This is a genomic window from Vibrio sp. M260121, from assembly GCF_036533715.1.
Taxonomy (GTDB): domain Bacteria; phylum Pseudomonadota; class Gammaproteobacteria; order Enterobacterales; family Vibrionaceae; genus Vibrio.
The window spans coordinates 1-24,708 of sequence record NZ_JATABF010000023.1 but is presented as its reverse complement, the minus strand read 5'-3'; the positions used below and the strand labels follow the sequence as shown (position 1 = coordinate 24,708).

The window sequence follows — 24,708 nt, the reverse complement described above, 5'->3', positions numbered from 1 at the left end:
TGGCCTCTACGGCGCTGTTTCTCAATCAGAATTGAATGAAAACAAGGGCAATGGAGAGCCAAGTTTCCAAGGATGTTCACTCCTTTACTTTGAAAAATAGTAATTAAAAAGGAGGAACCGCAATGAGAGGAAAAAAGTCGTGCTTGAAGCCTACCGTAAACACGTCGAAGAGCGTGCTGCCGAAGGAGTTGTTCCTAAACCGCTAGACGCTGAACAAGTTGCTGGACTTGTTGAACTTCTGAAAAATCCCCCACAAGGTGAAGAAGCCTTTATTCTTGACCTACTAGAAAACCGTATCCCACCGGGTGTAGATGAAGCTGCTTATGTAAAAGCGGGTTTCCTAACGGCGGTAGCAAAAGGTGAAGTGGAATCACCATTAGTAAGCCGTGAAAAAGCGGCTGAGCTACTAGGTACGATGCAAGGCGGTTATAACATCGCGCCTCTAGTTGAATTCCTAGATGATGACCTACTGGCACCAATCTCAGTTAAAGCGTTATCTCATACCCTACTGATGTTTGATGCTTTCTATGATGTTGAAGAGAAGGCCAAAGCTGGCAACGCATTCGCGAAGCAAGTCCTGCAATCATGGGCAGACGCAGAATGGTTCACATCGAAGAAGAAAGTCGCGGAACAGATTACTGTTAAAGTATTTAAAGTTACTGGTGAAACCAACACCGATGACTTGTCTCCAGCACCAGATGCTTGGTCTCGTCCTGATATCCCAGTACACGCAAAAGCGATGCTGAAGATGGAGCGTGATGGCATCGTGCCAGATCAACCAGGCAGCGTTGGTCCTATCAATCAGATTGAAGAGCTACAAAAAGACGGCATCCCACTAGCCTACGTGGGTGATGTTGTTGGTACGGGCTCTTCTCGTAAGTCAGCGACTAACTCAGTGCTTTGGTTTATGGGTGAAGATATCCCATACGTACCAAACAAGCGCACTGGTGGTATCTGTTTAGGCGGTAAGATTGCTCCTATCTTCTACAACACGATGGAAGACTCTGGCGCACTCCCAATCGAACTAGACGTACAGAACATGAACATGGGTGATGTCATTGATATCTTCCCATACGAAGGCGTTGTACGTAAAAACGGTGAAGAGATCTCTAGCTTTGAACTGAGCAAAGTACTGCTTGATGAAGTTCGTGCTGGTGGTCGTATTCCACTTATCATTGGTCGTGGCCTAACAAGCCGTGCTCGTGCATCACTGGGCCTAGAAGAAACAGACCTGTTTGCTAAGCCAGTTGACCCTTCTGAATCTGACAAAGGCTACACACTAGCTCAGAAGATGGTAGGTAAGGCATGTGGCGTTGAAGGTGTACGCGCAGGCCAATACTGTGAGCCTAAGATGACCACAGTTGGCTCTCAAGATACAACCGGTCCTATGACTCGTGATGAGCTAAAAGACCTTGCGTGTCTGGGCTTCTCAGCTGATCTTGTGATGCAGTCATTCTGTCACACGTCTGCGTATCCAAAACCAGTCGATGTAAACACGCACCATACTCTACCTGACTTCATCATGAACCGTGGCGGTGTATCACTTCGTCCGGGTGATGGTGTCATTCACTCATGGCTAAACCGTATGCTTCTGCCTGATACTGTAGGTACAGGTGGTGACTCGCATACTCGTTTCCCGCTAGGTATTTCATTCCCAGCAGGCTCCGGTCTTGTTGCGTTCGCTGCGGCGACAGGTGTTATGCCACTGGATATGCCAGAGTCAATCTTGGTGCGCTTTAAAGGTGAAATGCAACCAGGTATCACGCTACGTGACCTTGTGCACGCGATTCCTTACTACGCAATTCAACAAGGTCTATTGACGGTTGAGAAAGCAGGTAAGATCAACGAGTTCTCTGGTCGCGTACTAGAAATCGAAGGTGTTGAGCACCTAACGGTTGAGCAGGCATTCGAATTATCAGATGCGTCAGCAGAGCGTTCAGCAGCAGGTTGTACCGTTAAGCTATCTCAAGAGTCTATCGAGGAATACCTAAACTCAAACATCACTATGCTTAAGTGGATGATCTCGGAAGGTTACGGCGACCGTCGTACTATTGAGCGTCGTATCACAGCGATGGAAGAGTGGTTGGCTAACCCAGAGTTGATGGAAGCGGATGCAGACGCGGAATACGCGCACATCATCGAAATCGACCTAGCGGATATTCACGAACCAATTCTATGTGCACCAAACGATCCAGATGACGCGCGTCTTCTGTCTGAAGTGCAAGGCACACAGATTGATGAAGTATTCATCGGTTCTTGTATGACTAACATTGGTCACTTCCGTGCAGCAGGTAAACTGCTAGAGCAATTCGGTGGTCAACTAGATACTCGTCTATGGGTAGCGCCACCAACGAAGATGGACCGCGATCAACTGACGGAAGAAGGTTACTACGGTATTTACGGCCGCGCAGGTGTTCGTATTGAAACGCCAGGGTGTTCTCTATGTATGGGTAACCAAGCACGCGTAGCAGATAAAGCGACGGTAATGTCGACTTCAACGCGTAACTTCCCGAACCGTCTAGGTACAGGTGCAAATGTATACCTTGCTTCAGCTGAGCTAGCGGCGGTTGGTGCAATTCTAGGTAAGATTCCAACGAAGGAAGAGTACTTGGAATACGCGAAGCAAATCGATGCGACAGCTGCAGATACTTACCGTTACTTGAACTTCCACAAGATGGATGAGTACACCAAGAAAGCGGCAGAGGTTATCTTCCAAGAGCCAGCATAATTTTAGCTAGCTTTGCTAATACTTAATTAAGCGCCCACCATTTGGTGGGCGCTTTCTTTTTTGGAGCGCTGCGCTTCGCTCTAGGAATCGGGAGGTAAGCGCTGGAATATTAAAGATAAACGTAAGGGCTCAAAACACGTTGATAGTATTTGCCCCTCAAAAGAAAAAATGAAACCGTGTCCCGTGTCCCGTGTCCCGTGTCCCGTGTCCCGTGTCCCGTGTCCCGTGTCCCGTGTCCCGTGTCCCGTGTCCCGTGTCCCGCTTCTCCCATCTCAAATCTCCCTGTATACTCCGCACCAAATTGATACGAAAAGGCGATCACGATGGAGTTTGAATTCATCCGCAACACATTGATGGGCGAATACTATGTCAAATGCAGCATGGGGCATGAGATTGTAGGTCGTTGGTTGCAAGAAGAAATTGGTAAAGACCCAGCGAAAATTGCGCAAGTTGAAGCCTTAATTGATCAGGCATTTTCTTCGCCATCTCAAGAGCATAGATTAACTGGTGCAGAGATCAGTTTAATGATTCATGGTGACGAAGTGCTAGTGCAGGAAAATAGCTTGTCGCATGACTATGATGTTGAGATGGAAAGCGAGTTTGATTTCTACGATGCAGAGAGTACAGCCAGCTGTGGTATAGAAGACTTTTGTGCCTTGATAGAGCAATGGAAAGACTTTTTGAACATTTAATGCACAGTTTTGGGTAGTCAGACTTGAATTGCCTTATATTTGTGAAAAGGGCGCACCGATATGGTGCGCCCTTTTTGTTTATAAGTTTGTTAATTTCACTAATTCTATATAAATCAATTGGATAAAAAGTTGGCACGCCGCTTGGATTAATAAAATTGTTTCAGGATGAAAGCTGCGGAGAAGATTCAATGAAAATCATTAATGCCATTATAAAACCTTTTAAGTTAGACGATGTTCGCGAAGCATTGGCTGATGTTGGTATTGAAGGGATGACAGTATCAGAGGTTAAGGGTTTTGGTCGTCAGAAAGGCCACACGGAGCTATACCGTGGCGCTGAGTATCAAGTCGACTTTCTACCAAAAGTAAAACTAGAAATCGCAACCCACGCAGACAATGTGGAACGTGTGGTAGAAGCCATCACAAAAGCGGCGCAGACCGGAAAGATTGGTGACGGCAAAATTTTTGTTTACGACCTGAACCAAGCGGTGCGTATCCGTACTGGTGAAATGGACGCAGAAGCACTTTAAGAATTCAAGGGATTGGAGAATTATCATGGAATTAACAACAACAGTAACTGAATTACGTTACGCACTCGACACCTTTTTCTTCCTCATTTCCGGTGCGTTGGTCATGTGGATGGCTGCAGGCTTTGCCATGCTCGAAGCGGGCTTAGTTCGCTCTAAAAACACAACAGAAATCCTAACTAAAAACATCTGTCTTTACGCGATCGCTTGTACCATGTTCTTATTGGTTGGCTACAACATTATGTATGTCGATAACGGTGAAGGCGGTTGGTTACCATCATTTGGTGCATTAATTGGCACACAAGGTGAAGGTGCAGACCACTCTCTAGAGTCGGACTTCTTCTTCCAAGTAGTATTTGTAGCAACAGCAATGTCAGTGGTTTCTGGCGCGGTTGCAGAGCGTATGAAGCTTTGGTCTTTCCTAATTTTCTCAGCGGTACTGACGGCATTTATCTACCCTATGGAAGGTTACTGGACTTGGGGCGGTGGTTTCTTATCAGAAGCTGGCTTTAGTGACTTTGCTGGTTCAGGCATTGTACACATGGCGGGTGCAGCCGCCGCTCTTGCAGGTGTATTACTTCTGGGTGCTCGTAAAGGTAAATACGGTAAAAACGGCGAAATCTACCCAATTCCTGGTTCAAACATGCCTCTAGCAACATTGGGTACCTTTATCCTTTGGTTTGGTTGGTTCGGCTTCAATGGCGGGTCTCAGCTGATGGTATCTGATTTTGAAAATGCAACAGCGGTAGGCCAAATCTTCCTTAATACAAACGCAGCAGCGGCAGCAGGTGCAATCGCGGCACTACTAGTATGTAAAACGACTTGGGGTAAAGCTGACCTAACGATGATTCTGAACGGTGCGTTAGCTGGTCTTGTTGCTATCACGGCTGACCCTCTATCTCCATCACCGCTTTATGCTGTGGCGATTGGTGCGGTATCAGGTGCGCTAGTAGTATTCAGCATCATTGGCTTGGATAAGATTAAGATTGATGATCCAGTAGGTGCAATTTCAGTGCACGGTGTGTGTGGTTTCTTCGGTCTTATGGTTGTACCACTAAGCAACGGTGATGCAACGTTTGGTGCACAGCTTCTAGGTGCGGCTGTTATCTTTGCTTGGGTGTTCGGTGCAAGCCTAGTGGTATGGGCTATCTTGAAAGCAACCATCGGCATTCGAGTATCGGAAGACGAAGAGCTAGAAGGGATGGATATGCACGACTGTGGTGTCGGCGCTTACCCAGAATTCGTGACTGTGAAATAGCCGACATAACGAAATAACTCGTTACAAAGTAAATATTCAATAACCTGCTCGAAAGAGCAGGTTTTTTTGTGTCACGTCATTGTTTTCTTATTGAACATGCATATAATAACGCAACTGATAAACGTTATCATTAGCATGATAAAGGATTAAACAATGAAAAAACTGCTAACTCTTTCGGCAATTACTTGCGCAACTCTAGCTCCAGCAGCAATGGCAGCTGAAGAAGTGAACGTCTACTCTTACCGTCAACCTTTTCTAGTTGAGCCAATGTTCAACGAGTTCACTAAAGAAACTGGCATCAAAGTAAACGTTAAGTTTGCGAAAAAAGGTCTAGCAGAGAAGTTGGCTCAAGAAGGCGAATACAGCCCAGCTGACGTAATCCTTACTACAGATATCAGCCGTCTAGCTGAACTGACAAACAAAGGTTTGGTTCAAAAGGTAGACAGCAAAATCATCGAAGAAAACGTACCAGCACAGTACCAAGACAAAGAAAACGAGTGGTTTGCTCTAACTCTACGTACTCGTAACGTTTACTCTTCACGTGACCGTGTTGGCAAACTAGGTAACGACTTCAACTACGCGGACCTAGCAAAGCCTGAGTTCAAAGGCAAAATCTGTACTCGTAGCGGTAAGCACCCTTACAACGTATCTCTAGTGTCTTCTATGATCGCTCACCACGGTGAAGCTGAGACTAAAGAGTGGCTAGAAGGCGTAAAAGCGAACCTAGCTCGTAAGCCTCAAGGTAACGACCGTGCTCAAGTTAAAGCAATCAAAGAAGGTCTATGTGACGTTTCTCTGGGTAACAGCTACTACCTAGGTAAGATGGTTAACGACAAAGAGCAAAAAGCTTGGGCTGACGCGGTATACATCAATTTCCCTAACCAAGAGACTACGGGCACGCACGTAAACATCTCTGGTATGGCGATGGCGAAGTTCTCTCCAAACAAAGACAACGCTGTGAAGTTAATGGAATTCCTAACGGGTGACAAAGCGCAGCAAATGTACGCAGAAGTAAACTACGAGTACCCAGTAAAAGAAGGCGTTAAGCGTTCTGAACTTGTGGAATCTTGGGGTGACTTCAAAGCAGATACGATTTCTCTAGACGACATTGCTTCTCACCACGAAGCGGCAATTAAGCTACTAGATGAAGTGAAATTTGACCTTTAATTCCATGTGGGGGTATAACTATACCCCCATTTGATTAAAGGATATGAGATGTATTTGCAGCCGCATTTGTATTTCATACAGCCTTGCAGTATTTAGGCAATGAAGAATAAACATTCTCTATGGAAAACCAGTAGTGGGGTGATTACCCTGTTACTGGTTTTGCCGATCTTAGCGATCTTCTATACCGCCATTGGCGAGACGGATGACCTGTTCACACACTTGATGTCGACGGTCATGCCTACCTACATCTATAACACTGTAGTTCTGACTGCTGGTGTGATGCTCCTTTCTTTGATTCTCGGTATTCCAAGTGCTTGGTTTATGGCGATGTGTAAATTGCCAACTGAGAAGTGGCTGCAGTGGGCATTAGTTCTGCCGCTCGCGATGCCGGGTTATATCATTGGTTACATTTTTACGGATTGGTTTGATTTTGCTGGTCCGATTCAAATCTTCTTACGTGATATAACCGGATGGGGACCGGGCGAATATTGGTTCCCAGATATCCGTACTTTGAGTGGTGCAACTTTCGTTCTTTCTCTTGTTCTTTACCCATATGTTTACTTGCTTTGTCGAGCGGCATTTATGGAGCAGAACGTTTCTTTGCTACAAAGTGCACGCTTATTGAAGTGTTCTCCTTGGGAAAGTTTTTGGCGCATCTCTTTACCCCTTGTAAGGCCTTCTATCGCTGTTGGTTTGTCTCTGGTTGCAATGGAAACTATTGGTGACTTCGGCACCGTCAGCTATTTTGCAGTGAACACCCTTACTACGGCGGTTTACGATACTTGGCTAGGCTACTCGAACCTAAATGCAGCCGCGAAGATCTCAGCAATGATGTTGATGATCGTGGTGCTATTACTGAGCGCAGAGCGTTATAGCCGCCGCAAACAGAAGTTGTTCCAAAGCCAGTTTAATAGCCATGAAGATTTTCGCTATGAACTTCAAGGTTGGCGAAAGTGGGGCGCACTGATTTGGTGTTGGGGTCTCGTTGCAGTAGCCTTTATTTTCCCATTGCTACAGTTAATTGATTACGCCATTACTTACTTTGCACAAAGCTGGACTCCTGAATTTCGTGAATATGCATGGAACAGTTTGGTGGTGTCAGTCGTTGCTGCCATCATAGGTGTTGCGATTGCATTGACTGTGAACTTCAGTCAACGCGTAAACGGCGGCCGTTCTAGCTTAGCTTTCATGCGTCTTTCTTCGTTGGGTTATGCGGTTCCAGGCACTGTACTTGCGATTGGTGTAATGGTGGCAGTGTTGTTTATGGATCACCGTGTTAACGATATTGCTAAAGCGATGGAATGGGGCAGGCCTGGGCTTATTTTCTCTGGCTCTATGTTTGCGCTGATTTTCGCGATGGTGGTGCGTTTCTCCGCTGTGGCGATTGGTAGTGTCGAAAGTAACTTAAATAAGATCTCTCCGTCACTGGATATGGCTTCCCGTACCATGGGCTGTACGCCTAATACCATGCTTTGGCGAGTGCACTTCCCTCTGGTTAAGCGTGGTGCACTGATTGCTGGTTTGTTGGTGTTTATTGAGTCGATGAAAGAGCTCAATGCTGCACTACTACTGCGACCATTTAACTTTGAAACCTTGGCGACGTACGTTTACAACTTCGCCTCGGATGAGCATTTGGAACTTGCTGCTCTACCAGCAGTATTACTGGTCCTAGTTGGGTTGATCCCGCTTGTTGTTGTTAACCGTTCACTGGAGCAAAATCACTGATGAGCTGCGCACTATCGATTAAAAACCTAACTTGTCAGTATGACGATCAGACCGTCCTTGAATCGCTTTCTTTAGAAGTAGAACAAGGGCAGATCGTGTGCTTGCTTGGCGCGAGTGGTTGCGGTAAGACAACGCTTTTGAAAGCCATTGCAGGCCTGCTTCCTCTGAGTTCAGGTCAAATGAGTTTGAACTGCCTGACTATTGATGACGGCGAAAACTGGTTGCCACCAGAGCAGCGTAATATTGGTATGATCTTCCAAGATTACGCCTTATTCCCGCATCTGACAGTGGCTGAGAACATCGCTTTTGGCTTGAAAAATGAAACGGCGCAGCAAAAGCTCCTCAAAGTAGAAGAAATGCTCGGCTTGGTTCACCTTAAAGGTTACTGTGATCGTTATCCTCACCAACTTTCTGGTGGTCAGCAGCAGCGCGTGGCGATTGCCCGTTCACTGGCTTACAAACCGGATCTTCTGTTGTTGGATGAACCATTTTCCAATATCGACACTCAAGTTCGTCATGAACTGATCCGTGAGATTCGCAAGATCTTTAAAGAGCAAGGCGTAACCGCGATTTTCGTTACTCACAGTCGTGAAGAAGCGTTTGCTTTTGCCGATAAGATGGCAGTCATGAATCATGGTGTGATCGAACAGTATGGCACGGCATCGGAACTTTACTACCAACCTTCAAGTAAGTTTGTCGCAGACTTCTTAGGTGGTGGTAGTTACCTTGCTGCGAAGCGCATTTCTGACAGTGAATTTGAAACTCATCTCGGTGTGGTGGAAGCTAATGCTCAGCAAGAAATCCAAGTGGATGCTGAATGTGCATTACTGTTACGTCCTCAACATGTTCAAATCGCGGCGGATGAAGAGAGTGCAGTAAAAGTACTTGAGCAGCACTTTATGGGTGACCACTGCCGCTACGTGATTGATGTCAATGGTGACCGACTGTTAGCAACTTCAACTCAAGCGTTGAATGTTGGTGATAGTGTGACGGTAAAAGTGGAAACGCAAGGCGTGCTAGCTTTCGCCTAATTTGGTTGCCCCAATAGAAAAAGGCCCGGCGTTAATGCCGGGCAAGTGTTCTTCACCTATAGGTAATGTGCTCGAAGCGGGCACAAGGTGTCAGTTATAGAGACAAGAAGTCTTTAAACTGTTGAAGAACACGTTCTGCAGTGTCTTTATCTTGCATCTCTGCAAAAATTCGTAGTAATGGTTCAGTACCTGAGAAACGAGCGATGATCCAACCGCCGTTCTTGAAGTACACTTTCGCACCATCTTCGTAGCTGACTTTATCGATTTCAAACTCAAACTCAGGCAACTGCTTCTCAACATAAATCTTGTTGAACAGCACTTCTTTTTGCGCTGGTTTGAATTTGCAATCGCCTTCCGCCATGTAGGCATAACCGTACTTGCCGTAGATCTCATCCAGCAACTCAGACAGCTTTTTGCCAGTTACTGAAATCATTTCTACCAATAGGCTTGATGCGAATACGCCGTCTTTACCTTTGATGTGGCCGCGAATAGTTAGGCCGCCAGAGCTTTCACCGCCAATCAGTGAATCGTCAGCTTCCATTTGAGAACTGATGTGCTTAAAGCCTACCGGAACCTCAAAGCATTTCTCGCCGTGATCTTCTGCAACTTTATCCAACAGATGAGTGGTTGCGATGTTACGTACCACTGAGCCTGTCCAGCCTTTGTATTCAAGTAGGTAGTAGTAAAGCAGAAGTAGTACTTCATTTGGATGAATGAAGTTACCTTTCTCGTCGATAATACCAAGACGGTCTGCGTCGCCATCGGTACCGATACCGATATCATAGCCTTCTTGTTCCACTAAGTGCATCAAGCGGTAAAGGGTTGCAGCACTTGGTGATGGCATTAAACCACCGAAATCTGGGTTTTTGCCGTCGTTGATCACGTCTACTTCACAACGGCCGTTGATCAGCACGGTTTGTAGCGCGTTTTTCGCAACACCAAACATAGGGTCGATCAACACGCGTAGATTCGCTTTCTTGATAGCTTCGATGTCGATAAAGTCGATGATCGAGTCAACAAACTCGTTCATTGGGTTAATGATTTGAATCAGCTTGTCTTCAACCGCTTGCTCAAAATCGACGCTTTTAACATCTTGCGCAGTTAGCGTAGCGATTTGTGATTCAATTTTTTGGGTGATGATTTCATCTGCGTCACGACCGCCTTCAATGAAGACTTTAATGCCGTTGTAATCGGCTGGGTTGTGCGATGCGGTAATACATGCAGAGTACGCGCAGCCCATTTCCTTCGCTTTAAACATCACGATAGGCGTTGGGACAAACTTGTCGATAAAGCTAACCACAATACCGTTTGCTGCTAATACTTCTGCAAACCAGCGACCTGCTTTATCAGAAAGAAAACGACGGTCATAGCCGATGACAAAGCCGCGATCGGCAGCGGATTCGTTGTTGGTAATGTTTGCTACTGCTTGAGCCACTAAGCGTACATTATCTTTGGTGAACTCCTCACCAATAAATGCACGCCAACCGCCTGTACCAAATTTGATCATGATTCGATCCTCGATAAGAGCGGCATCCCACCGCCTCTTAAATCTTTGCTAGCGAACCGATGCACTCATAAAACTCAAGTGCATCGGATAAATCAAAAGGGGAGAAGAACTCCCCTAAAAGATGATTAACCTAGAGTAACGATAACTTCGTTTACTGAACCTTGCGCTTGAACTGGTACAGAGGCACCATTTACTGCTTCACCGTTCACAGTAATTGACTTAACGCCTTTGCTTACTGAATCAGGGTTAACCACTTTGATGTTGTACGTTGCACCTAGCCATTGACGAGTCACTTCGAAACCAGGCCAGTTCGTTGGGATACATGGGTCGATAGTCAGGCCATCAAAGCCTGTACGCACACCAAGGATAAAGTTGGTAACAGCGAAGTAAGCCCAGCCAGATGTACCTGTTAACCATGGGTGGTTTGCACGACCGTGGTCTTGGTGGTCACGACCCATGATGAACTGCACGTATGAGTATGGTTCTGCAATACGTTTTTCGATGATGTCGTTTTGGTTGTATGGGTTGAGTGCATCGTAGAATTTCATTGCACGGTCACCACGACCCAGTTTCGCTTCTGCTACCCAAGCCCATGGGTTTGGATGCGAGAAGATTGCACCGTTCTCTTTTACGCCTTGGTAAACACGAGTTACGAAGCCGATGTCATCATTTGGTGTTGCAAAAGATGGTGAGTTTAGGTGAAGGCCGTATTCAGAGAACAGGTTCTCGTCGACCGCGTCCATCGCTTTTTCGCCGCGCTCTTGAGATACCGCACCAGAAAGTACTGCAAGCGTGTTTGACTCAAGGTGTACTCGGCCTTCCGCTTGTTGCGCTGTACCGATCTTGTCGCCATTCTTCGTCAGACCACGGATGTACCAACCGCCTTCATCATCCCAAAGGTGTGTTTCACACGCTTCACGAACGTTTGCTGCCATTTCCGTGTATTTCTCAACGTCGGCTTCTTTACCTAGGTATTTTGCTAGGTCGATGAACTCTTGCAGTGCCCAGAAGTGTAGGAACGACACCATTGAAGATTCACCACCACCTAGGTTTAGACAGTCGTTCCAGTCCGCACGCAGACCTTTACAGATACCGGTTTGACCCACGTACTCCGCAGAGAAGTCTAGCGCAGCTTTCATGTGGTCATAAACGCTCGCATCACCGCCATCTGCGTAAGGGATCACTTCATCAAAGAAACTGTGCTCACCGGTTTCCATCACGTACTTACAGATGGTTGGAACTAGCCATAGATGGTCATCAGAACACGTGTCTTCAATACCGTGGATCTTGTCTTCATCAGACGGAGTAGGAACAACTGTTGGTGATTTCGATGGTTTAACGTCAGCTTTCTCTGGATCGAACCAATCTGGATCGAATAGGTGTAGACCGTAACCCGCTTTCACTTGGCCGCGCAGCAGGTCAACGATACGTTTACGCGTCATTGCTGGGTTAGCATGAGGGACTGAGATTGCATCTTGAGCTGTATCGCGGTAACCAAGGCCAGTACGACCACCCACCTCGATGAACGAAGCAAAACGAGACCACACCACACAAGTTTCTGCTTGGTACAGTGTCCAAGCGTTGATCATGGTATCTAGACCTTCGTTTGGCGATTTCACTTGGAACTTGCCACAACGCTCATCCCAGTGTGCTTTGATGCCTGCAAATGCATTGTCGACCTCTGCAAGGTCTTGGTACTTAGCTCGTAGACGCTCACCGTTGCCTTTACCGATACCTAGAATGTAAGCAAAACGAACTTCTTCACCCGGCTGGATAGTGAATTGTTTGTGCAGAGAGCCACAGTGGTTGTAACACGTTTGTGCTGTGTTGAAACACTTACCTTGTTCTACCGCTAGCGGATTTGCTTCGTCACGGTACAGGCCAAGGAAGCTGTCACGTTGACCGTCGTATGAATCTGGGTCAAATGTTGAAGCTAGGTAGTAGAAACCTTCGAAATCATTCGTGTTGTAGTACAGGTCGTACTCAATCACGCCTTCATTGTAAGCCGTACCTGCTGAGTACAGAGACATCTGATGGTTTTGGTTATCAGATTGAATGTGGCTGAATGAGAACTCAACAAATGAGAATGCGCTGATCGTACGTGGTTTGTCGGAGGTGTTCTTAATCACAACGTCCCAGATTTCAGCGTCTTCGCCTTTTGGCACGAACAGTGTTTTCGTCGCGGTAATATCGCTGTATTCACATTTGAACTTAGAGTAAGACAAACCGTGACGAACTTCGTAGTTTGCTTCGTCTAGGCTCTTCGCAACTGGTTGCCAAGAGATTGACCAGTAATCACCTGTCTCATCATCACGTAGGTAAACGTAGTGTCCTGGGCGATCGAATGTCGCATTTGGACGGAATTTAGTAACACGGTTGTATTCTGGAGAGTTGTAGAACGAGTAGCCACCCGCGTTGTGCGAGATAACCGTACAGAACTTCTCAGTACCTAGGTAGTTTGTCCATGGTGCTGGTACGTCAGGGCGAGTGATGACGTATTCGCGATTCTCGTTATCGAAATAGCCGTATTTCATTTGTGTATTTCCTTTTTACTAAGCTGCGCCTGCAGCCAAAAATTTAAAAACTCTCTAAGCTCGATGCGTTGGCATCTAGCTTGGTATTACTTCCACGGTTTACGGTAATTCACTCCCTGCAAGTCGAGCAGAGGAAGGTGGCCTTTCAAACGTGATAAATAGTCGGTCCAATCGCGGTGTTGTTTTTCAGTCCAACATGCTTCTGCCATGGCAGTTAGGCGAGGGAAAATCATGTAGTCCATGCGCGATGGGTTGTTGATGATTTCGCACCATAGAGCGGTTTGAATGCCCCAGATGCGTTTTCTGATTGGGTCGTCGGCAGGGACTTCTGCTAACGGCTCGTAGTTGTAAGCTTTTTCTAGTGGCAGTGGGTTTGCCCAGTCCACGCCCGGTTCTTCAGGTGCGTAGTCTTGGGTCATATCTAAGTAAGTGGTTTGTGCAGGTTGCAGCACTACATCAAAGCCTTGGCGAGCACAGTTCAATGCTGCTTCTTCGCTTAGCCATGAGTAGATCACCGTATCTTTACTGACCTTGTTGCCGTGTTGAGCTTCTTCCCAACCCAGCATGCGTTTACCCAGTTTGCGCAGTTTGTCTTCTGCATGACGTAGAAAGTGGCCTTGCAGTTCTTTGTAATCGGTATAACCCAATTGCTCCATAAACGCTTGGCAAGCAGGACTTTTCGACCAGACTCCATTAGGCACTTCGTCTGCACCAATGTGAACATATGGGGCAGGGAAGAGAGCTGCGATTTCTTCAAGTACCTTGTCTATAAACTCGTAACTACCCGGCAGAGCAGGGTTGATGACGTTGTCGTTGTAGTGCTGAATACTGCGATACTCAGTGGTGTCTTCTGCTTCAACCAATAGATGTGGTAGAGACTTGATTGCCGCGCGGCAATGACCAGGAACATCAATTTCAGGAATGATGGTGATGCCGCGTTGCGCTGCAAATTCGATAACGTCTTTGATTTCTTCTTGCGTATAGAAGCCGCCGTAGCGTTGAGATAAATGGGTGTATTGCGGTTCGATGGTGTCATCAATACCGCGCCATGCACCAATATCCGTAAGCTGAGGCAGAGATTTGATCTCGATGCGCCAGCCTTCATCATCAGTGAGATGCCAATGGAACGTGTTGAACTTGTAATGCGCCAACAAGTTGATCAGACGTTTTACTTCCTCAACTGAATGGAAATGGCGAGCACAGTCCAGCATCATGCCGCGGTAGCGAAAACGAGGGCTGTCTTTAATAGAGCAACACACCACGTCCATGGTATTGGTCGTTTCGTCTCGTTTTAGAAGTTGCAATAAGGTCGCGCAAGCATGAGTAAAACCTGACGAAGAGCCAGCTTCGATCTTGATCGACTCTTCAGAGACTTTTAGCTTGTAGGTGCCTTCATCCAAGGTTGGATTACTTTTGAACAGGATTTTTCCGCTGTTTGAAGAAGGTAGCTCAAATTGATAGATTCGCTTTAACTCATCCTGTAACCACGATTTGGCAGAAGTGGCTAAGTCGGTATAAATCGCGACACCAGCTTGCTCGTCAAAGGTAAAAGAGTGATCGCTGACTTCAATATGATTTGGCTTAGGCAGTAAAGGTTGAGCATGTGTCAAGCTTGCTGGAATCTCACTGCGTTCACGATACGGTGAAGCGAGAACGATAGGAGTGACGTCCACTTGTGCACGTTGAGGAGTACCATCAACCACAAAGTCGATCATCGCTTCGTTAAAGCCATCCGAGTAATAACGGAATGGGTTGGAGCCAATACTAAATTCACAGTAATAGTGGTGGTTGGCTGCCAGTACCATGCCCTCAGGCTTGAGCGTACAAAAGCTACCAACTTGAGTCAGGTGGCCATTTGAAACGCTATCAGGAAGGATGTAGCGATCAAAAGCAAAAGTTAAGCTCCAGCTGTTTAGGTCTTGGTCACTCAAGTTATGAAAGGTGAGTCCGAAGCGGCAGTTTTGTTTTTGCTCAGAAAGGACCACTAAATCAACACGGTATTCCATCTTCACTCCTACTCGACACTCACTGAGTAAAGGTTATGCTCTGGTTTGCCAGCAAACATAATGGCTCCTTCAATCGCATCAAACTGAGGCTCTACCACCCATTGTTGGACCGGTGGAGATAACCAATGCAAGATTCGCTCAGCAATGCTACCCATCAAACAAATACGAGTTGCACCGCGCTTATTCAAAGCCACTAAAAACATCTCAATATCCGCTGCGGTTTGCTTAAGCATTTCTATTGCCAACATGTCACCTTGTTCTGCATGTTGGAAAATAGCAGGAGAAAATTGACCGTAATCGCGAGGCAAAGCCTGTTTAGACCACGCCACCACGTTGTCGACGTCATTTTCAAAATGATTCATGACGTGTGCGGCTAGAGGTGTTTTTTCACGGATGCCATCTTCTGCTAGTAATACTTGTTGGATCAGACGCAGCCCCATGACTGCACCGCCACCTTGATCTGAGATTGGGAATTCACGCCCACCGACGACATGTTGCTCAAGGCCTTTAAGGAAAATGCCGCAAGAACCGGTTCCAGCAATCATGATTGCGCCATCTTCACCATTGTGTGCGCCGATACAAGCACCGTATGCGTCAGTGTTGAGTGTCATACTGGCAAATGGGTGTTCTAAAGCCATGAATGCTTGCCAAGAAGTTTTATGTTCAGCGCCCGCAAGTGCTAAGCCAACGTGCATCGAGGTAAAGTCTTGTTGAGTTAGACCGCCTTGTTGTGCCGCTGAAGCGATGGATTCAAGAATCGATGCCATTGCGACTTCTGCTCCCAACATGATGTTGGCACTGCCACTTTTTGCTTCGCCGATGAAGTTGCCTTGTGCGTCTTTGATACGAGCGCGACATGAGGTGCCGCCGCCATCAATACCTACAAAATACATCCCCATGTTTATTGCTCCTTCAATGCTTGATTGGTTGCTAAAGTTGAGATGTGTTGAGCCTGACTCATTACGGCGAGTAGGTACCAAGCACCATGCGGGATCCATTGTTCTCCCCAGCGCCAGTTTTGAAGCATGTCGTCTTTCTGTGCTGGTGGATTAAATGCAATGTCTTCCTCATCTTCGAAACCGCCAGTGATGCCGTTACACACGCCACCTTTTGCGTTGAAGAAACCATATTGAGGAAGGTAATCAGGGTTATTGCGGCCATGACCGTCCAACATACACATGTCGTACGGGTTTAGACCCACAACCCAGTTGATAGAATCTTGTGCAAGTTTAGAAAGCTGTTGTTTTAGAATTTCTGACTCGATAAAAGGTTGTGCTAAATACGCCATGGTTGCCAGTGAACCTAAACGAGCATTCTCACCTTGCCACCAATAACCGGACTCGTTGTTGTGCGCCACGAAAAATGCGTCACGTTTGGCTTCATCCACACCTTTTACATATTGGCGAGGGTAGCCAAATGGGTTCTTCACTTTGTTGGTGATAGAAACTTCAAATTCACAAGCGTTATTGATGGTTTGTTTTACTGATGATGCGCGCTCAGAGTCGTCTTCAATCGACAAGTACTCACATAGTGCGATAACAGGAAGCCCCGCTTCGGCTGCATGGAAGTACGGTCGACTGCCATCTTGGTTCGCAGTCCAGAAGTGTTGAATGTGTTCATCACTTGTTTGACGAGCTGAAAGACGTTTTGCCCACAAGCGGCTTTCTTCTAGGTAGCGTGCTTCTTTCGTTGTTTTGAATAGCTCGACAGCGGCAAGCAGTGCGCAGTATTCATCGATGATGTTCTCTTCACCATCGTTTAGATATTGGGTGTTGTGTTCTTTTAGATGCCAATAGCCATTTTCTGCCGCATTGCGATATTTTTGTTGGTCGAACTCACCGTGGAAGTCTAGGCGTGCTGCTGATGCTAATGCCGCAATGCTAACGCCGGCTCCTTGTCGGTAACCAGCTTGGTAGTCATCAAACTTATGACCAAGTTGAGTTTCGTAGGCGCAGATTTCACGTTGAGCTGTATCTTTACTCCACTTGTCGAACACCGTCATGTAGAAAAAGCCTTTTTCGTTTTGCATACGGACAAGGAAATCAGCGCCGAATAGTGCTTCTTCAATGAGACGAGTTGCTGTGAATTTAGCCAGTTTCTCGTTGCCTTGGAGCAGAGACAAACCTTTCAACATATTCCAAACCACCATAGGGGTTTGTTGAGGGTTGAGGTAGTTGGCATAGGACAAGTGGCTTAGGTATTTGCTGACGTCACCTGATGCGTCATACCAACCGCCGTGAACATCAGCCGTCTCGTTAGAGTTAAGTAGTGGTGCTTGACGATCTTGTTGATCGAAAATACCGCCACAGCGTTGCGATTTAAAATAATGGATCACATCTGAAAGCGTGCGATCGAAAAGAATGTGTTCGCCGATCTCAAAGTGAGATGAACGCAAATGGTCGAAACGGAGGTAGTAGTTACCTGGAGTGTTAAATGAAGAAAAATCTATAAGGTAGAAATGACCTTGATGCCAGTTCGCTACTTTGCCTTGCTTTTCTACCGTCAAGGTTGCAACGGTTTGATGGCTATCGGCACATACCAACAAAGCCGTATAAGAAGACAGGCGTGGTCGGCTCGTCTGGATTATCGCTTTTTTAGGGCCCAGACGCTCGTAACCAATGTGGTTAGTCAGTAGCAGCATTCAATCTCTCCGGGAAACAATAAAATCTAAAGGGAAAAAGGGGTCAGATTGATACCTGACCCTCGTTATGATTAATCTTCGAATAAGTAACAACGAACAAAGTGGTTATCGGACAGTTGCGTCACACCAGGCAGTCGCTCGCGACATTTTTCTGTGGCATGAACACAGCGTCCAGCGAATGGACAGCCCACGGATTCTGGTGTCCACAGTGGGATCTCACCTTTGTTGCCTTTCAGTTTCTCGTGGATTGACTTCGATGGATCTGGCACTGCTGAAACCAGTAGCTGCGTGTACGGGTGTTGAGGATCATGAATGATTTCCTCTGTATCACCCCATTCAACCATGTGGCCCACGTACATAACCGCGAGATCTTCAGCGATGTAGCGCGCTGTTGCGATGTCGTGAGTGATATAAAGCAGAGACATTTGCTTCTCAAACTTCATCTCTTCCATCAGGTTAAGAACACCGGCACGAATTGAAACGTCGAGCATTGACGTTGGTTCGTCAGCCAGAACAACTTCTGCGCCGACCGCAATGTTACGAGCCAAGTTCACACGTTGGCGCTGACCACCAGAAAGCTGGTGTGGGAACTTTTGCGCGGTCTCTTTTGGCGGAATCAGACCAACTTGTTCTAGTAGGTCGTACACTCGCTCTTCCAGTTCCTTCTTGTTGCCCGGTGAAACCTTCTTGTGGATCAACAGTGGGCGAGCAATATGGTGGAAGATGTTGTGTGTTGGGTTTAGCGAGCCAAACGGGTCTTGCCATACCATTTGCACGCCTTCGCGGTAAGTCATCAAATCGTGACGAGAGGTGATGTTTTGGATATCACGACCTTTGTACTCGATGATGCCATCCGTTGGTGCGTACATTTTCGCAATCATTTTTGCGGTAGTAGATTTACCTGAACCAGATTCACCTACTACTGACAAACCGCGGCTTTTGTACATTTTGAAAGATACGTCGTTGATTGCACGCATCTTAGATTGCTTGATTGAGTTACTGTTTAAAGGGAAGTCCTTAACGACATTTTTACCTTCAATCAGCAGTTCGCCGAATTGTTTGCTCATAATTCTCTCCAGTGTAATTTTCTTCTTAGCTAGCGTTATTTTTTGTTGTTAAACCTTAGCTTGAGCAATGGTGTCGCCGTACAAGTGGCAGTTTGAGAGACGACCAGGTTCAATTTGACGTAGCTGAGTCGGTACTCGTGTACAAGCTTCGTGAACGCGGTCACAGCGAGCTTGGAAGCGGCAACCTTGTGGAACTTCTAGTAAGTTCAGAGGGTTGCCCGGAATACCAGTTAATTTGGTCTTAGGACCAGTTAGTGGAGGGAAAGAGCTACCCAAACCTTTGGTGTAAGGGTGGTAAGGACTTTCCAAAATTTGCTTAGAAGGTGCAACTTCAATTAGCTCACCCGAGTACATGATGCCGATGCGGTCAGAGAACTCGACCATCAATGACAAGTCATGGGTGATGAACAGAATCGAGAAGCCAAATTCTTCTTTAAGCGCGTAAATCTTTTGCAGAATTTCACGTTGAACCACCACGTCTAGTGCTGTAGTAGGTTCATCCATGATGATCATTTTCGGGTTCAGAGCCAAAGCGATAGCGATAACTAGACGCTGACGCATACCACCAGAGAACTGGTGCGGGTAATCGCTCAGACGGCTAGGGTGGATATCTACGATTTCCAATAGACCTTCTGCACGTACTTTGGCTTGAGCGCGAGTCATGTTGGTATGACGCATGATTACGTCACAGAACTGCTCTTCCATCGTCAGTACAGGGTTCAAAGCGTTCATCGCACTTTGGAATACCATCGACATTTCGCTCCAGCGGAACGACTGCATACGCTCATCGCTGTATTGAAGGATATCTTCGCCGTTGAAAATAACCTCACCACCTGTGATAAACGCTGGCGGCTTATGAAGGCGCATTAGCGAGAATGCAACGGTTGATTTACCACAGCCAGATTCACCAGCTAGGCCAAATACTTCGCCTGGTGCAATGTCGAAGCTGACGTTGTTACAGGCGCGGACATCGCCCGCATCTGTAATGTAGTCCACGCATAGGTTACGGATAGAAATTAGTGGTGCAGTCATGATTATTTATCTCCGCTCCATAGTGCATTTTGTGGTGCCAATTCTGGCTCACGTTCTTTCTTGTCTTGTGCTGCCATTTTCTTCCAGCGCTTCATACCTTTGTGAGAACGAAGCTGCGGGTTGGCAATTTCATCGACTGCGAAGTTCAGTAGAGCAAGGCCAGTCACCAGTAGAGTCAGTGCAATACAAGGAGCTAGTACTTCCCACCAAGCGCCGATAAGCATCGCTGATGAAGTCTGTACGTTGTACAGCATGATGCCCCAGCTGATAGTGTTTGCATCGCCTAAACCTAGGAACGAAATTACCGCTTCTGTGTTGATTGCTAGCATTACCGAACCGATGAAGCTTGCGCCTACGATTGGGATAAGGTTTGGTAAAATCTCAACGAAGATGATACGTATGGATGATTCGCCAAGAACCTCTGCGGCTTTAACAAATTCTTTTTCTCGTAGTGCCATGGTTTGAGCTCGCACAACACGTGCACCCCAAGCCCAGGAGGTCCCGGCGATAATCAACGCAATGGTGAGCGGTCCTGCCTCCCCGATAAATGCAGCGAGTACGAACAGTAGTGGTAACTGTGGGATAACCAGCATGATGTTCATTGCAGCACTCAGTACGTCATCGACACGGCCGCCGAAGTAACCTGCTGAGATACCAATAACTGTTGCTAAGAAACACACGATGATACCCGCGCCGAAACCAACACCCAGCGATACTCGAGCGCCGTAAGCAACTTGAGACCAGATGTCACGACCCATACGAGATGTACCTAGAACGTGGTCTGCCTTTTTCGACATAAGCAGCGTACGACGATCATCTGCTAGGTTTTTCGCAACCCAGCCATCAGGGTTGTTTTGTGCTTGTTTTACAACAAAGCCCGGGTATTCATGTGGGTTACCAGTACGTTTGTCTGGTGCGTGTTGAGTAATCAAAGGTGCAGCTACTGCCACAAAGATGAATACTGAGATAATTGCCAAACCAACACGTGCGAACGCGTTACCTAAAATCAGTTTAAATAGTTCTTTCATGATTATTTGCCTCCCTTACGTAGGCGAGGGTCTAGAATCATGTACAGCATGTCAGCCATTAGGTTGAAGCACAGCATGAACATCGTCATGATGATTAACTGACCTTGAAGTACTTGGTAGTCACGTGCGTGAATTGCGTTTAGAAGAACCGTACCTAGACCTGGGTAGTTGAAGATCATCTCGATGATTAGCTGACCACCTATTGCCATACCTAGAGACATTGAAAGTGCAGTGACACTTGGTAAAAGTGCGTTGCGAGCTGCGTAGTTGAATACTACTCGGTTTTCACTCAGACCCTTACCTTTTGCCATTGTGATGTAATCTTCAGCAAGAAGGTTGATCATGTTGTTACGCATGTTTACTAGGAAGCCACCAATCTGAACAATCGTCGCACAGAACAATGGAAGAATAGCGTGGTAACCCACGTCTTTTAGAAACTCCCAGCTTGTCCAATCTGGCACAGTACCCGGGGTGTAGGCGTAGCCTGATGGGAACCACTTAAGACCGATGGCAAAGATGAACAGCGCTAGCATCGCGATAACCATTTGTGGAATCGCTTGAATGATCAGTGTGCCCGGTGTTACGAATGCATCGTATCGGCTACCACGTTTCCAAGCTGCGAAGATACCTAGTACAGAAGCAATCGAGAACGATAGTACAACAGCAGTACCTGCTAGGAACAATGACCAACCGAATGCGCCACCTAGTAGAGAGTTAACTGAAAGCGGGTAGAACTGGATAGAAGTACCTAGCTCCCAGCTTAGAATGTTTTTGATGTACGACAGGTACTGAATGTAGATTGGACCATCTACGAAACCTAGCAGCTCTTTCATTGCTGCGATTCGCTCTGGCGTTACCTGTACTGATGCGTTAGCAAACATCATGGTAACTGGGTCACCAGGCATTGCTCGCGGAATAATGAAGTTTAACGTCGCTGCAACCAAGAGCGCGACAAGATAGAACGACAAACGTCTTAAAAAATAACCCATAACTCACACCTTACTCACCCAGATTTTTTCCCTGTTTCTGGTTTCAGGTCGCTCCTAGCGAAATTTAGAGCGAAAAATCCCCTGACGACGAGCGCCATATGTTGGTTTAGTAACAAGGGGATTTTTATAGGCGGCACACGGGATGTGCGCCGCTAGAAATGAACTTCTACTTATTTAACTGGTTTTAGGTCCAGTACGTGAAGTAGACGCTCTGGGATACCAGCCCAAATGTTTGGACGGCCCTTAGGATTTTCTTCGTTCCACCAACCAGTGAAGCGAGTTGTGTTGTATTGGTACATGTAAGCACCAGACATCACAGGGATAGTAACTTGGTCTTGAGCGATGATTTGCTGAATACCGTGAGCGATTTCTAGCTGCTCTTGCTTGTCAGCTGTCTTGTAGAAGCTGTTTAGAAGACCATCTAGTTTCTCGTTCTTGTAGAAGTGCATCGCGAAGCGAGGCATACCGTCACCAGATTGTAGCGCTGAGTTGTAAGCACTGTTCCAGTAAGTGTATGGGTCTGCACCGTGGAAGTAGTTGGTGTACGCAACGTCGTAAGTACCTTCAAGCATTGCTTGGTTGTACACAGAGAAATCTGGTGTACGAGCACGTGCTTTGATGCCTACTTCAGCAAGTTGCTCAACAGCAAGTTGTACAGTGTTGTTGAAGTCAGTCCAACCGTTTGGAGATTGGATAAGAAGCTCGAAAGACTTACCAGATGGCGTATCAACGAAACCGTCTTTGTTTACATCTTTAAAGCCAGCTTTCGCTAGAAGTTTCTTAGCGCCTTCAGCGTTGTAAGAGTTGTAACCCTTGAACTTGTTGTGAGTCTTCTCGTCAGACCAAGCTTCGAATGCGTAGCCAAGACCAGATGCGAAGTCGTTCACTGTACCGCCGCCGTAGAATGCGATATCAATGATAGTTTGACGGTCAAGAGCCATAGAGAATGCGCGACGGAAGTCAACGTTAGTTAGTGCTTCGTTCTTCGCTGCATCTGGGTTCTTGAAGTTTACTACGAACGCTTGAGTACCTGCTGGCGGGTACCAGTAGTGGTGTTTAGGGCTCGCTGCTGCGTAAGTGCGGTCGATGTCTGGAACGAATGAAGAAGTCCAGTCCATTTCGCCGTTAACAATCTTACCTAGGAACTGGTCGTTGTTCGCGATTTGAGGAACACGCAGACAGTCAACGTCTAGGTTAGCTGCATCCCAGTAGTTCGGGTTTTCACACTGGATGTATAGTTGCGGAGTGAAAGTGTCGATCACTGTGAATGGACCAGTACCTACTGGGTTTTCGTTCGTGAATGTCGCTGGATCTTTCACTTTGCTCCATACGTGCTGTGGTACAACAGGTACACGAGCAATTTCGTAAGGAACGTTTGAGTTCGCTTCTTTTAGACGGAACTTAACTTTGTAATCGTTAACTTTTTCTACTGCAGTAACCCAAGAGTTGATACCAGATTGGTCTAGTTCTGGCTTATCTTTAACTAGGTTGAAAGAGTAAACAACGTCATCTGCATCAAATTTTTCGCCGTCAGACCATTTCACGCCTTTTCGAATGTCGAAAGTTACGCTCATTAGGTCGTCAGACATTTGGAAGTTTTCTGCTAGACGGAATACTGGCGTGTTGCCGTGCATTTCGTTGAAAACAACTAGTGGCTCGTAGATAAAGTCAGTAGTTGTGTGCAGGTTTGTTGCACCCAAGAAAGGGTTAAAGTTACGAACAAAAGTTGTAAACTCTTTAGGGTGGATAGTCAGTTCACTGCGCTCAGCGGCTGTAGCTACTGATGCAAAACCTGTAGTAGCCGTTGCAATAATTGCTGTTGCTAGTGCTGTTTTTTTAATATTGGCAAGCATAGCTGTTCCTTACTATTTGCTTTCATTTCACTAATGGAATTGAATGTCATCAATTGATAAACACTCTCCAAGGCCCACCTCTTCGCTCCACATTAAATTTGTTTCGCTCTAAGAGTGGCCTGTAGGCCTTAGGCAGGAGTAAGAAAACACTTTATCCACAAAATAATCAAACTCGATTCCCGTTAAAAACGTTAAAAACCACATCAACTCCGTCATAAACGTCATTTTGCTTGTTTTTAAGTCAATCTAGGCGAAAAAATAAACGTTGATATGCGTCGCAGTTTATATCCTGATTAACATTGTGTGTTAGTGGTTACTTACCCATTTGGTATCTTTCAGTCAGTGTTTTCTGTTGTTGTACGGTATTGGCGATCTGGCTCACACCTGAAAATTTTGTTAATTAACTAGGTGAAATTTAATCTGCCGTTCTGTTGTGATTGACTTCGCAATCTGTATCAAATGTTGCTCAATTTTCCCTTGTAGAGGAAAAATAAGTAAGTTTTGACAGCAAAATTTGGCTGCTGATTATGCTTTTTTTATTCAGGAAAGGAAGTGATTTGAAGGCACTTTTGAAGAAAGTTATGAGTTAAAAATGACGATGAAAAGTGTGGTATTGGAATCGCTTTGGTTAAGCGCTTCATACGTGTTTTTGATAGCTTGCTTCCAGCTTCTTATACGCTAAATGCTCAGCCTCATCGTTGCTCTGTACACTAAATCGCTTGTTTCTTACTATGAGTAAAGGGGAAGCATGGTAGTGCAATTGATAAAGGCAGGGATAAAATGTATGGTCCGCCCCGTTATTGCAACTACAATTTAGTAATAACGGAGTTGGTTTGCGCTAATGTATTCGGAGTCCTCGTTGGGAACATTAACTTCCCCGCTCCACGATGATATCCGCGCCAGATTATCCTTAAAAGCCCCAAAGC

The 24,708-nt window shown here is 46.3% G+C and carries 17 protein-coding genes; 7 read left to right on the top strand and 10 right to left on the bottom strand.

Going from position 1 to position 24,708, the window contains the following annotated elements; genetic code table 11:
• The first annotated feature begins 139 nt into the window (after window positions 1-139).
• From acnB to QTO06_RS13795, 7 genes are all read left to right on the top strand, one after another.
• Window positions 140-2,728, top strand: coding sequence for a bifunctional aconitate hydratase 2/2-methylisocitrate dehydratase (gene acnB, locus QTO06_RS13825; protein ID WP_331408533.1), 2,589 nt, complete (start codon window positions 140-142; stop codon window positions 2,726-2,728).
• Between the two features lie 323 nt (window positions 2,729-3,051).
• Complete coding sequence (locus QTO06_RS13820; protein WP_039840266.1) at window positions 3,052-3,420, top strand: YacL family protein; 369 nt, start codon at window positions 3,052-3,054, stop codon at window positions 3,418-3,420.
• Window positions 3,421-3,608: 188 nt separating this feature from the next.
• Window positions 3,609-3,947: a P-II family nitrogen regulator gene (locus QTO06_RS13815; RefSeq protein ID WP_005439398.1), complete on the top strand. Its 339-nt coding sequence runs from the start codon at window positions 3,609-3,611 to the stop codon at window positions 3,945-3,947.
• Window positions 3,948-3,972: 25 nt separating this feature from the next.
• On the top strand, window positions 3,973-5,202 hold the full coding sequence (locus tag QTO06_RS13810) for an ammonium transporter (RefSeq protein ID WP_050912903.1): 1,230 nt from the start codon (window positions 3,973-3,975) through the stop codon (window positions 5,200-5,202).
• 153 nt (window positions 5,203-5,355) lie between these two features.
• The gene (locus QTO06_RS13805; protein ID WP_331408532.1) at window positions 5,356-6,369 is read left to right on the top strand and encodes a Fe(3+) ABC transporter substrate-binding protein; all 1,014 of its coding nucleotides are present in this window, start codon (window positions 5,356-5,358) and stop codon (window positions 6,367-6,369) included.
• Between the two features lie 99 nt (window positions 6,370-6,468).
• Window positions 6,469-8,094: an ABC transporter permease gene (locus tag QTO06_RS13800; protein ID WP_081233494.1), complete on the top strand. Its 1,626-nt coding sequence runs from the start codon at window positions 6,469-6,471 to the stop codon at window positions 8,092-8,094.
• Window positions 8,094-9,125 (top strand): ABC transporter ATP-binding protein, encoded by a 1,032-nt coding sequence (locus tag QTO06_RS13795; RefSeq protein ID WP_331408531.1) that lies wholly within the window; start codon window positions 8,094-8,096, stop codon window positions 9,123-9,125. Before QTO06_RS13800 ends, QTO06_RS13795 begins: the two co-directional genes overlap by 1 nt.
• Before the next feature lie 94 nt (window positions 9,126-9,219).
• Here QTO06_RS13795 and QTO06_RS13790 read toward each other — a convergent pair whose 3' ends face one another.
• From QTO06_RS13790 to QTO06_RS13745, 10 genes are all read right to left on the bottom strand, one after another.
• A complete protein-coding gene (locus tag QTO06_RS13790) occupies window positions 9,220-10,632 on the bottom strand; it encodes a phosphoglucomutase/phosphomannomutase family protein (RefSeq protein WP_331408529.1) in 1,413 nt (470 codons plus the stop codon).
• A 125-nt stretch (window positions 10,633-10,757) separates the two neighbouring features.
• Window positions 10,758-13,166, bottom strand: a complete 2,409-nt coding sequence (locus QTO06_RS13785; protein ID WP_331408527.1) for a GH36-type glycosyl hydrolase domain-containing protein — start codon at window positions 13,164-13,166, stop codon at window positions 10,758-10,760.
• 86 nt (window positions 13,167-13,252) lie between these two features.
• Entirely contained in the window at window positions 13,253-15,172 is a 1,920-nt protein-coding gene (locus QTO06_RS13780; protein ID WP_077262208.1) for a beta-N-acetylhexosaminidase, read from the bottom strand.
• An 8-nt stretch (window positions 15,173-15,180) separates the two neighbouring features.
• Window positions 15,181-16,071 (bottom strand): N-acetylglucosamine kinase, encoded by an 891-nt coding sequence (locus tag QTO06_RS13775; protein WP_331408525.1) that lies wholly within the window; start codon window positions 16,069-16,071, stop codon window positions 15,181-15,183.
• 2 nt (window positions 16,072-16,073) lie between these two features.
• Window positions 16,074-17,813: a glycoside hydrolase family 9 protein gene (locus tag QTO06_RS13770; protein ID WP_331408524.1), complete on the bottom strand. Its 1,740-nt coding sequence runs from the start codon at window positions 17,811-17,813 to the stop codon at window positions 16,074-16,076.
• Between the two features lie 71 nt (window positions 17,814-17,884).
• Window positions 17,885-18,880, bottom strand: coding sequence for an ABC transporter ATP-binding protein (locus tag QTO06_RS13765; RefSeq protein WP_331408523.1), 996 nt, complete (start codon window positions 18,878-18,880; stop codon window positions 17,885-17,887).
• Between the two features lie 48 nt (window positions 18,881-18,928).
• Window positions 18,929-19,912, bottom strand: coding sequence for an ABC transporter ATP-binding protein (locus tag QTO06_RS13760; RefSeq protein ID WP_005439411.1), 984 nt, complete (start codon window positions 19,910-19,912; stop codon window positions 18,929-18,931).
• Window positions 19,913-19,914: 2 nt separating this feature from the next.
• Window positions 19,915-20,940, bottom strand: coding sequence for an ABC transporter permease (locus QTO06_RS13755; RefSeq protein WP_005446315.1), 1,026 nt, complete (start codon window positions 20,938-20,940; stop codon window positions 19,915-19,917).
• Window positions 20,941-20,942: 2 nt separating this feature from the next.
• The gene (locus QTO06_RS13750) at window positions 20,943-21,929 is read right to left on the bottom strand and encodes an ABC transporter permease (protein WP_005425282.1); all 987 of its coding nucleotides are present in this window, start codon (window positions 21,927-21,929) and stop codon (window positions 20,943-20,945) included.
• A 170-nt stretch (window positions 21,930-22,099) separates the two neighbouring features.
• Entirely contained in the window at window positions 22,100-23,782 is a 1,683-nt protein-coding gene (locus tag QTO06_RS13745; RefSeq protein ID WP_331408522.1) for an ABC transporter substrate-binding protein, read from the bottom strand.
• Window positions 23,783-24,708: the final 926 nt, after the last annotated feature.

What these genes read in the sequence shown, in the direction of transcription:
- QTO06_RS13820 (WP_039840266.1), top strand. Translation starts at nt 3,052, where the DNA reads ATGGAGTTTGAATTCATCCGCAACACATTGATGGGCGAATACTATGTC.
- QTO06_RS13815 (WP_005439398.1), top strand. Translation starts at nt 3,609, where the DNA reads ATGAAAATCATTAATGCCATTATAAAACCTTTTAAGTTAGACGATGTT.
- QTO06_RS13810 (WP_050912903.1), top strand. Translation starts at nt 3,973, where the DNA reads ATGGAATTAACAACAACAGTAACTGAATTACGTTACGCACTCGACACC.
- QTO06_RS13805 (WP_331408532.1), top strand. Translation starts at nt 5,356, where the DNA reads ATGAAAAAACTGCTAACTCTTTCGGCAATTACTTGCGCAACTCTAGCT.
- QTO06_RS13800 (WP_081233494.1), top strand. Translation starts at nt 6,469, where the DNA reads ATGAAGAATAAACATTCTCTATGGAAAACCAGTAGTGGGGTGATTACC.
- QTO06_RS13795 (WP_331408531.1), top strand. Translation starts at nt 8,094, where the DNA reads ATGAGCTGCGCACTATCGATTAAAAACCTAACTTGTCAGTATGACGAT.
- QTO06_RS13790 (WP_331408529.1), bottom strand. Translation starts at nt 10,632, where the DNA reads ATGATCAAATTTGGTACAGGCGGTTGGCGTGCATTTATTGGTGAGGAG.
- QTO06_RS13785 (WP_331408527.1), bottom strand. Translation starts at nt 13,166, where the DNA reads ATGAAATACGGCTATTTCGATAACGAGAATCGCGAATACGTCATCACT.
- QTO06_RS13780 (WP_077262208.1), bottom strand. Translation starts at nt 15,172, where the DNA reads ATGGAATACCGTGTTGATTTAGTGGTCCTTTCTGAGCAAAAACAAAAC.
- QTO06_RS13775 (WP_331408525.1), bottom strand. Translation starts at nt 16,071, where the DNA reads ATGGGGATGTATTTTGTAGGTATTGATGGCGGCGGCACCTCATGTCGC.
- QTO06_RS13770 (WP_331408524.1), bottom strand. Translation starts at nt 17,813, where the DNA reads ATGCTGCTACTGACTAACCACATTGGTTACGAGCGTCTGGGCCCTAAA.
- QTO06_RS13765 (WP_331408523.1), bottom strand. Translation starts at nt 18,880, where the DNA reads ATGAGCAAACAATTCGGCGAACTGCTGATTGAAGGTAAAAATGTCGTT.
- QTO06_RS13760 (WP_005439411.1), bottom strand. Translation starts at nt 19,912, where the DNA reads ATGACTGCACCACTAATTTCTATCCGTAACCTATGCGTGGACTACATT.
- QTO06_RS13755 (WP_005446315.1), bottom strand. Translation starts at nt 20,940, where the DNA reads ATGAAAGAACTATTTAAACTGATTTTAGGTAACGCGTTCGCACGTGTT.
- QTO06_RS13750 (WP_005425282.1), bottom strand. Translation starts at nt 21,929, where the DNA reads ATGGGTTATTTTTTAAGACGTTTGTCGTTCTATCTTGTCGCGCTCTTG.
- QTO06_RS13745 (WP_331408522.1), bottom strand. Translation starts at nt 23,782, where the DNA reads ATGCTTGCCAATATTAAAAAAACAGCACTAGCAACAGCAATTATTGCA.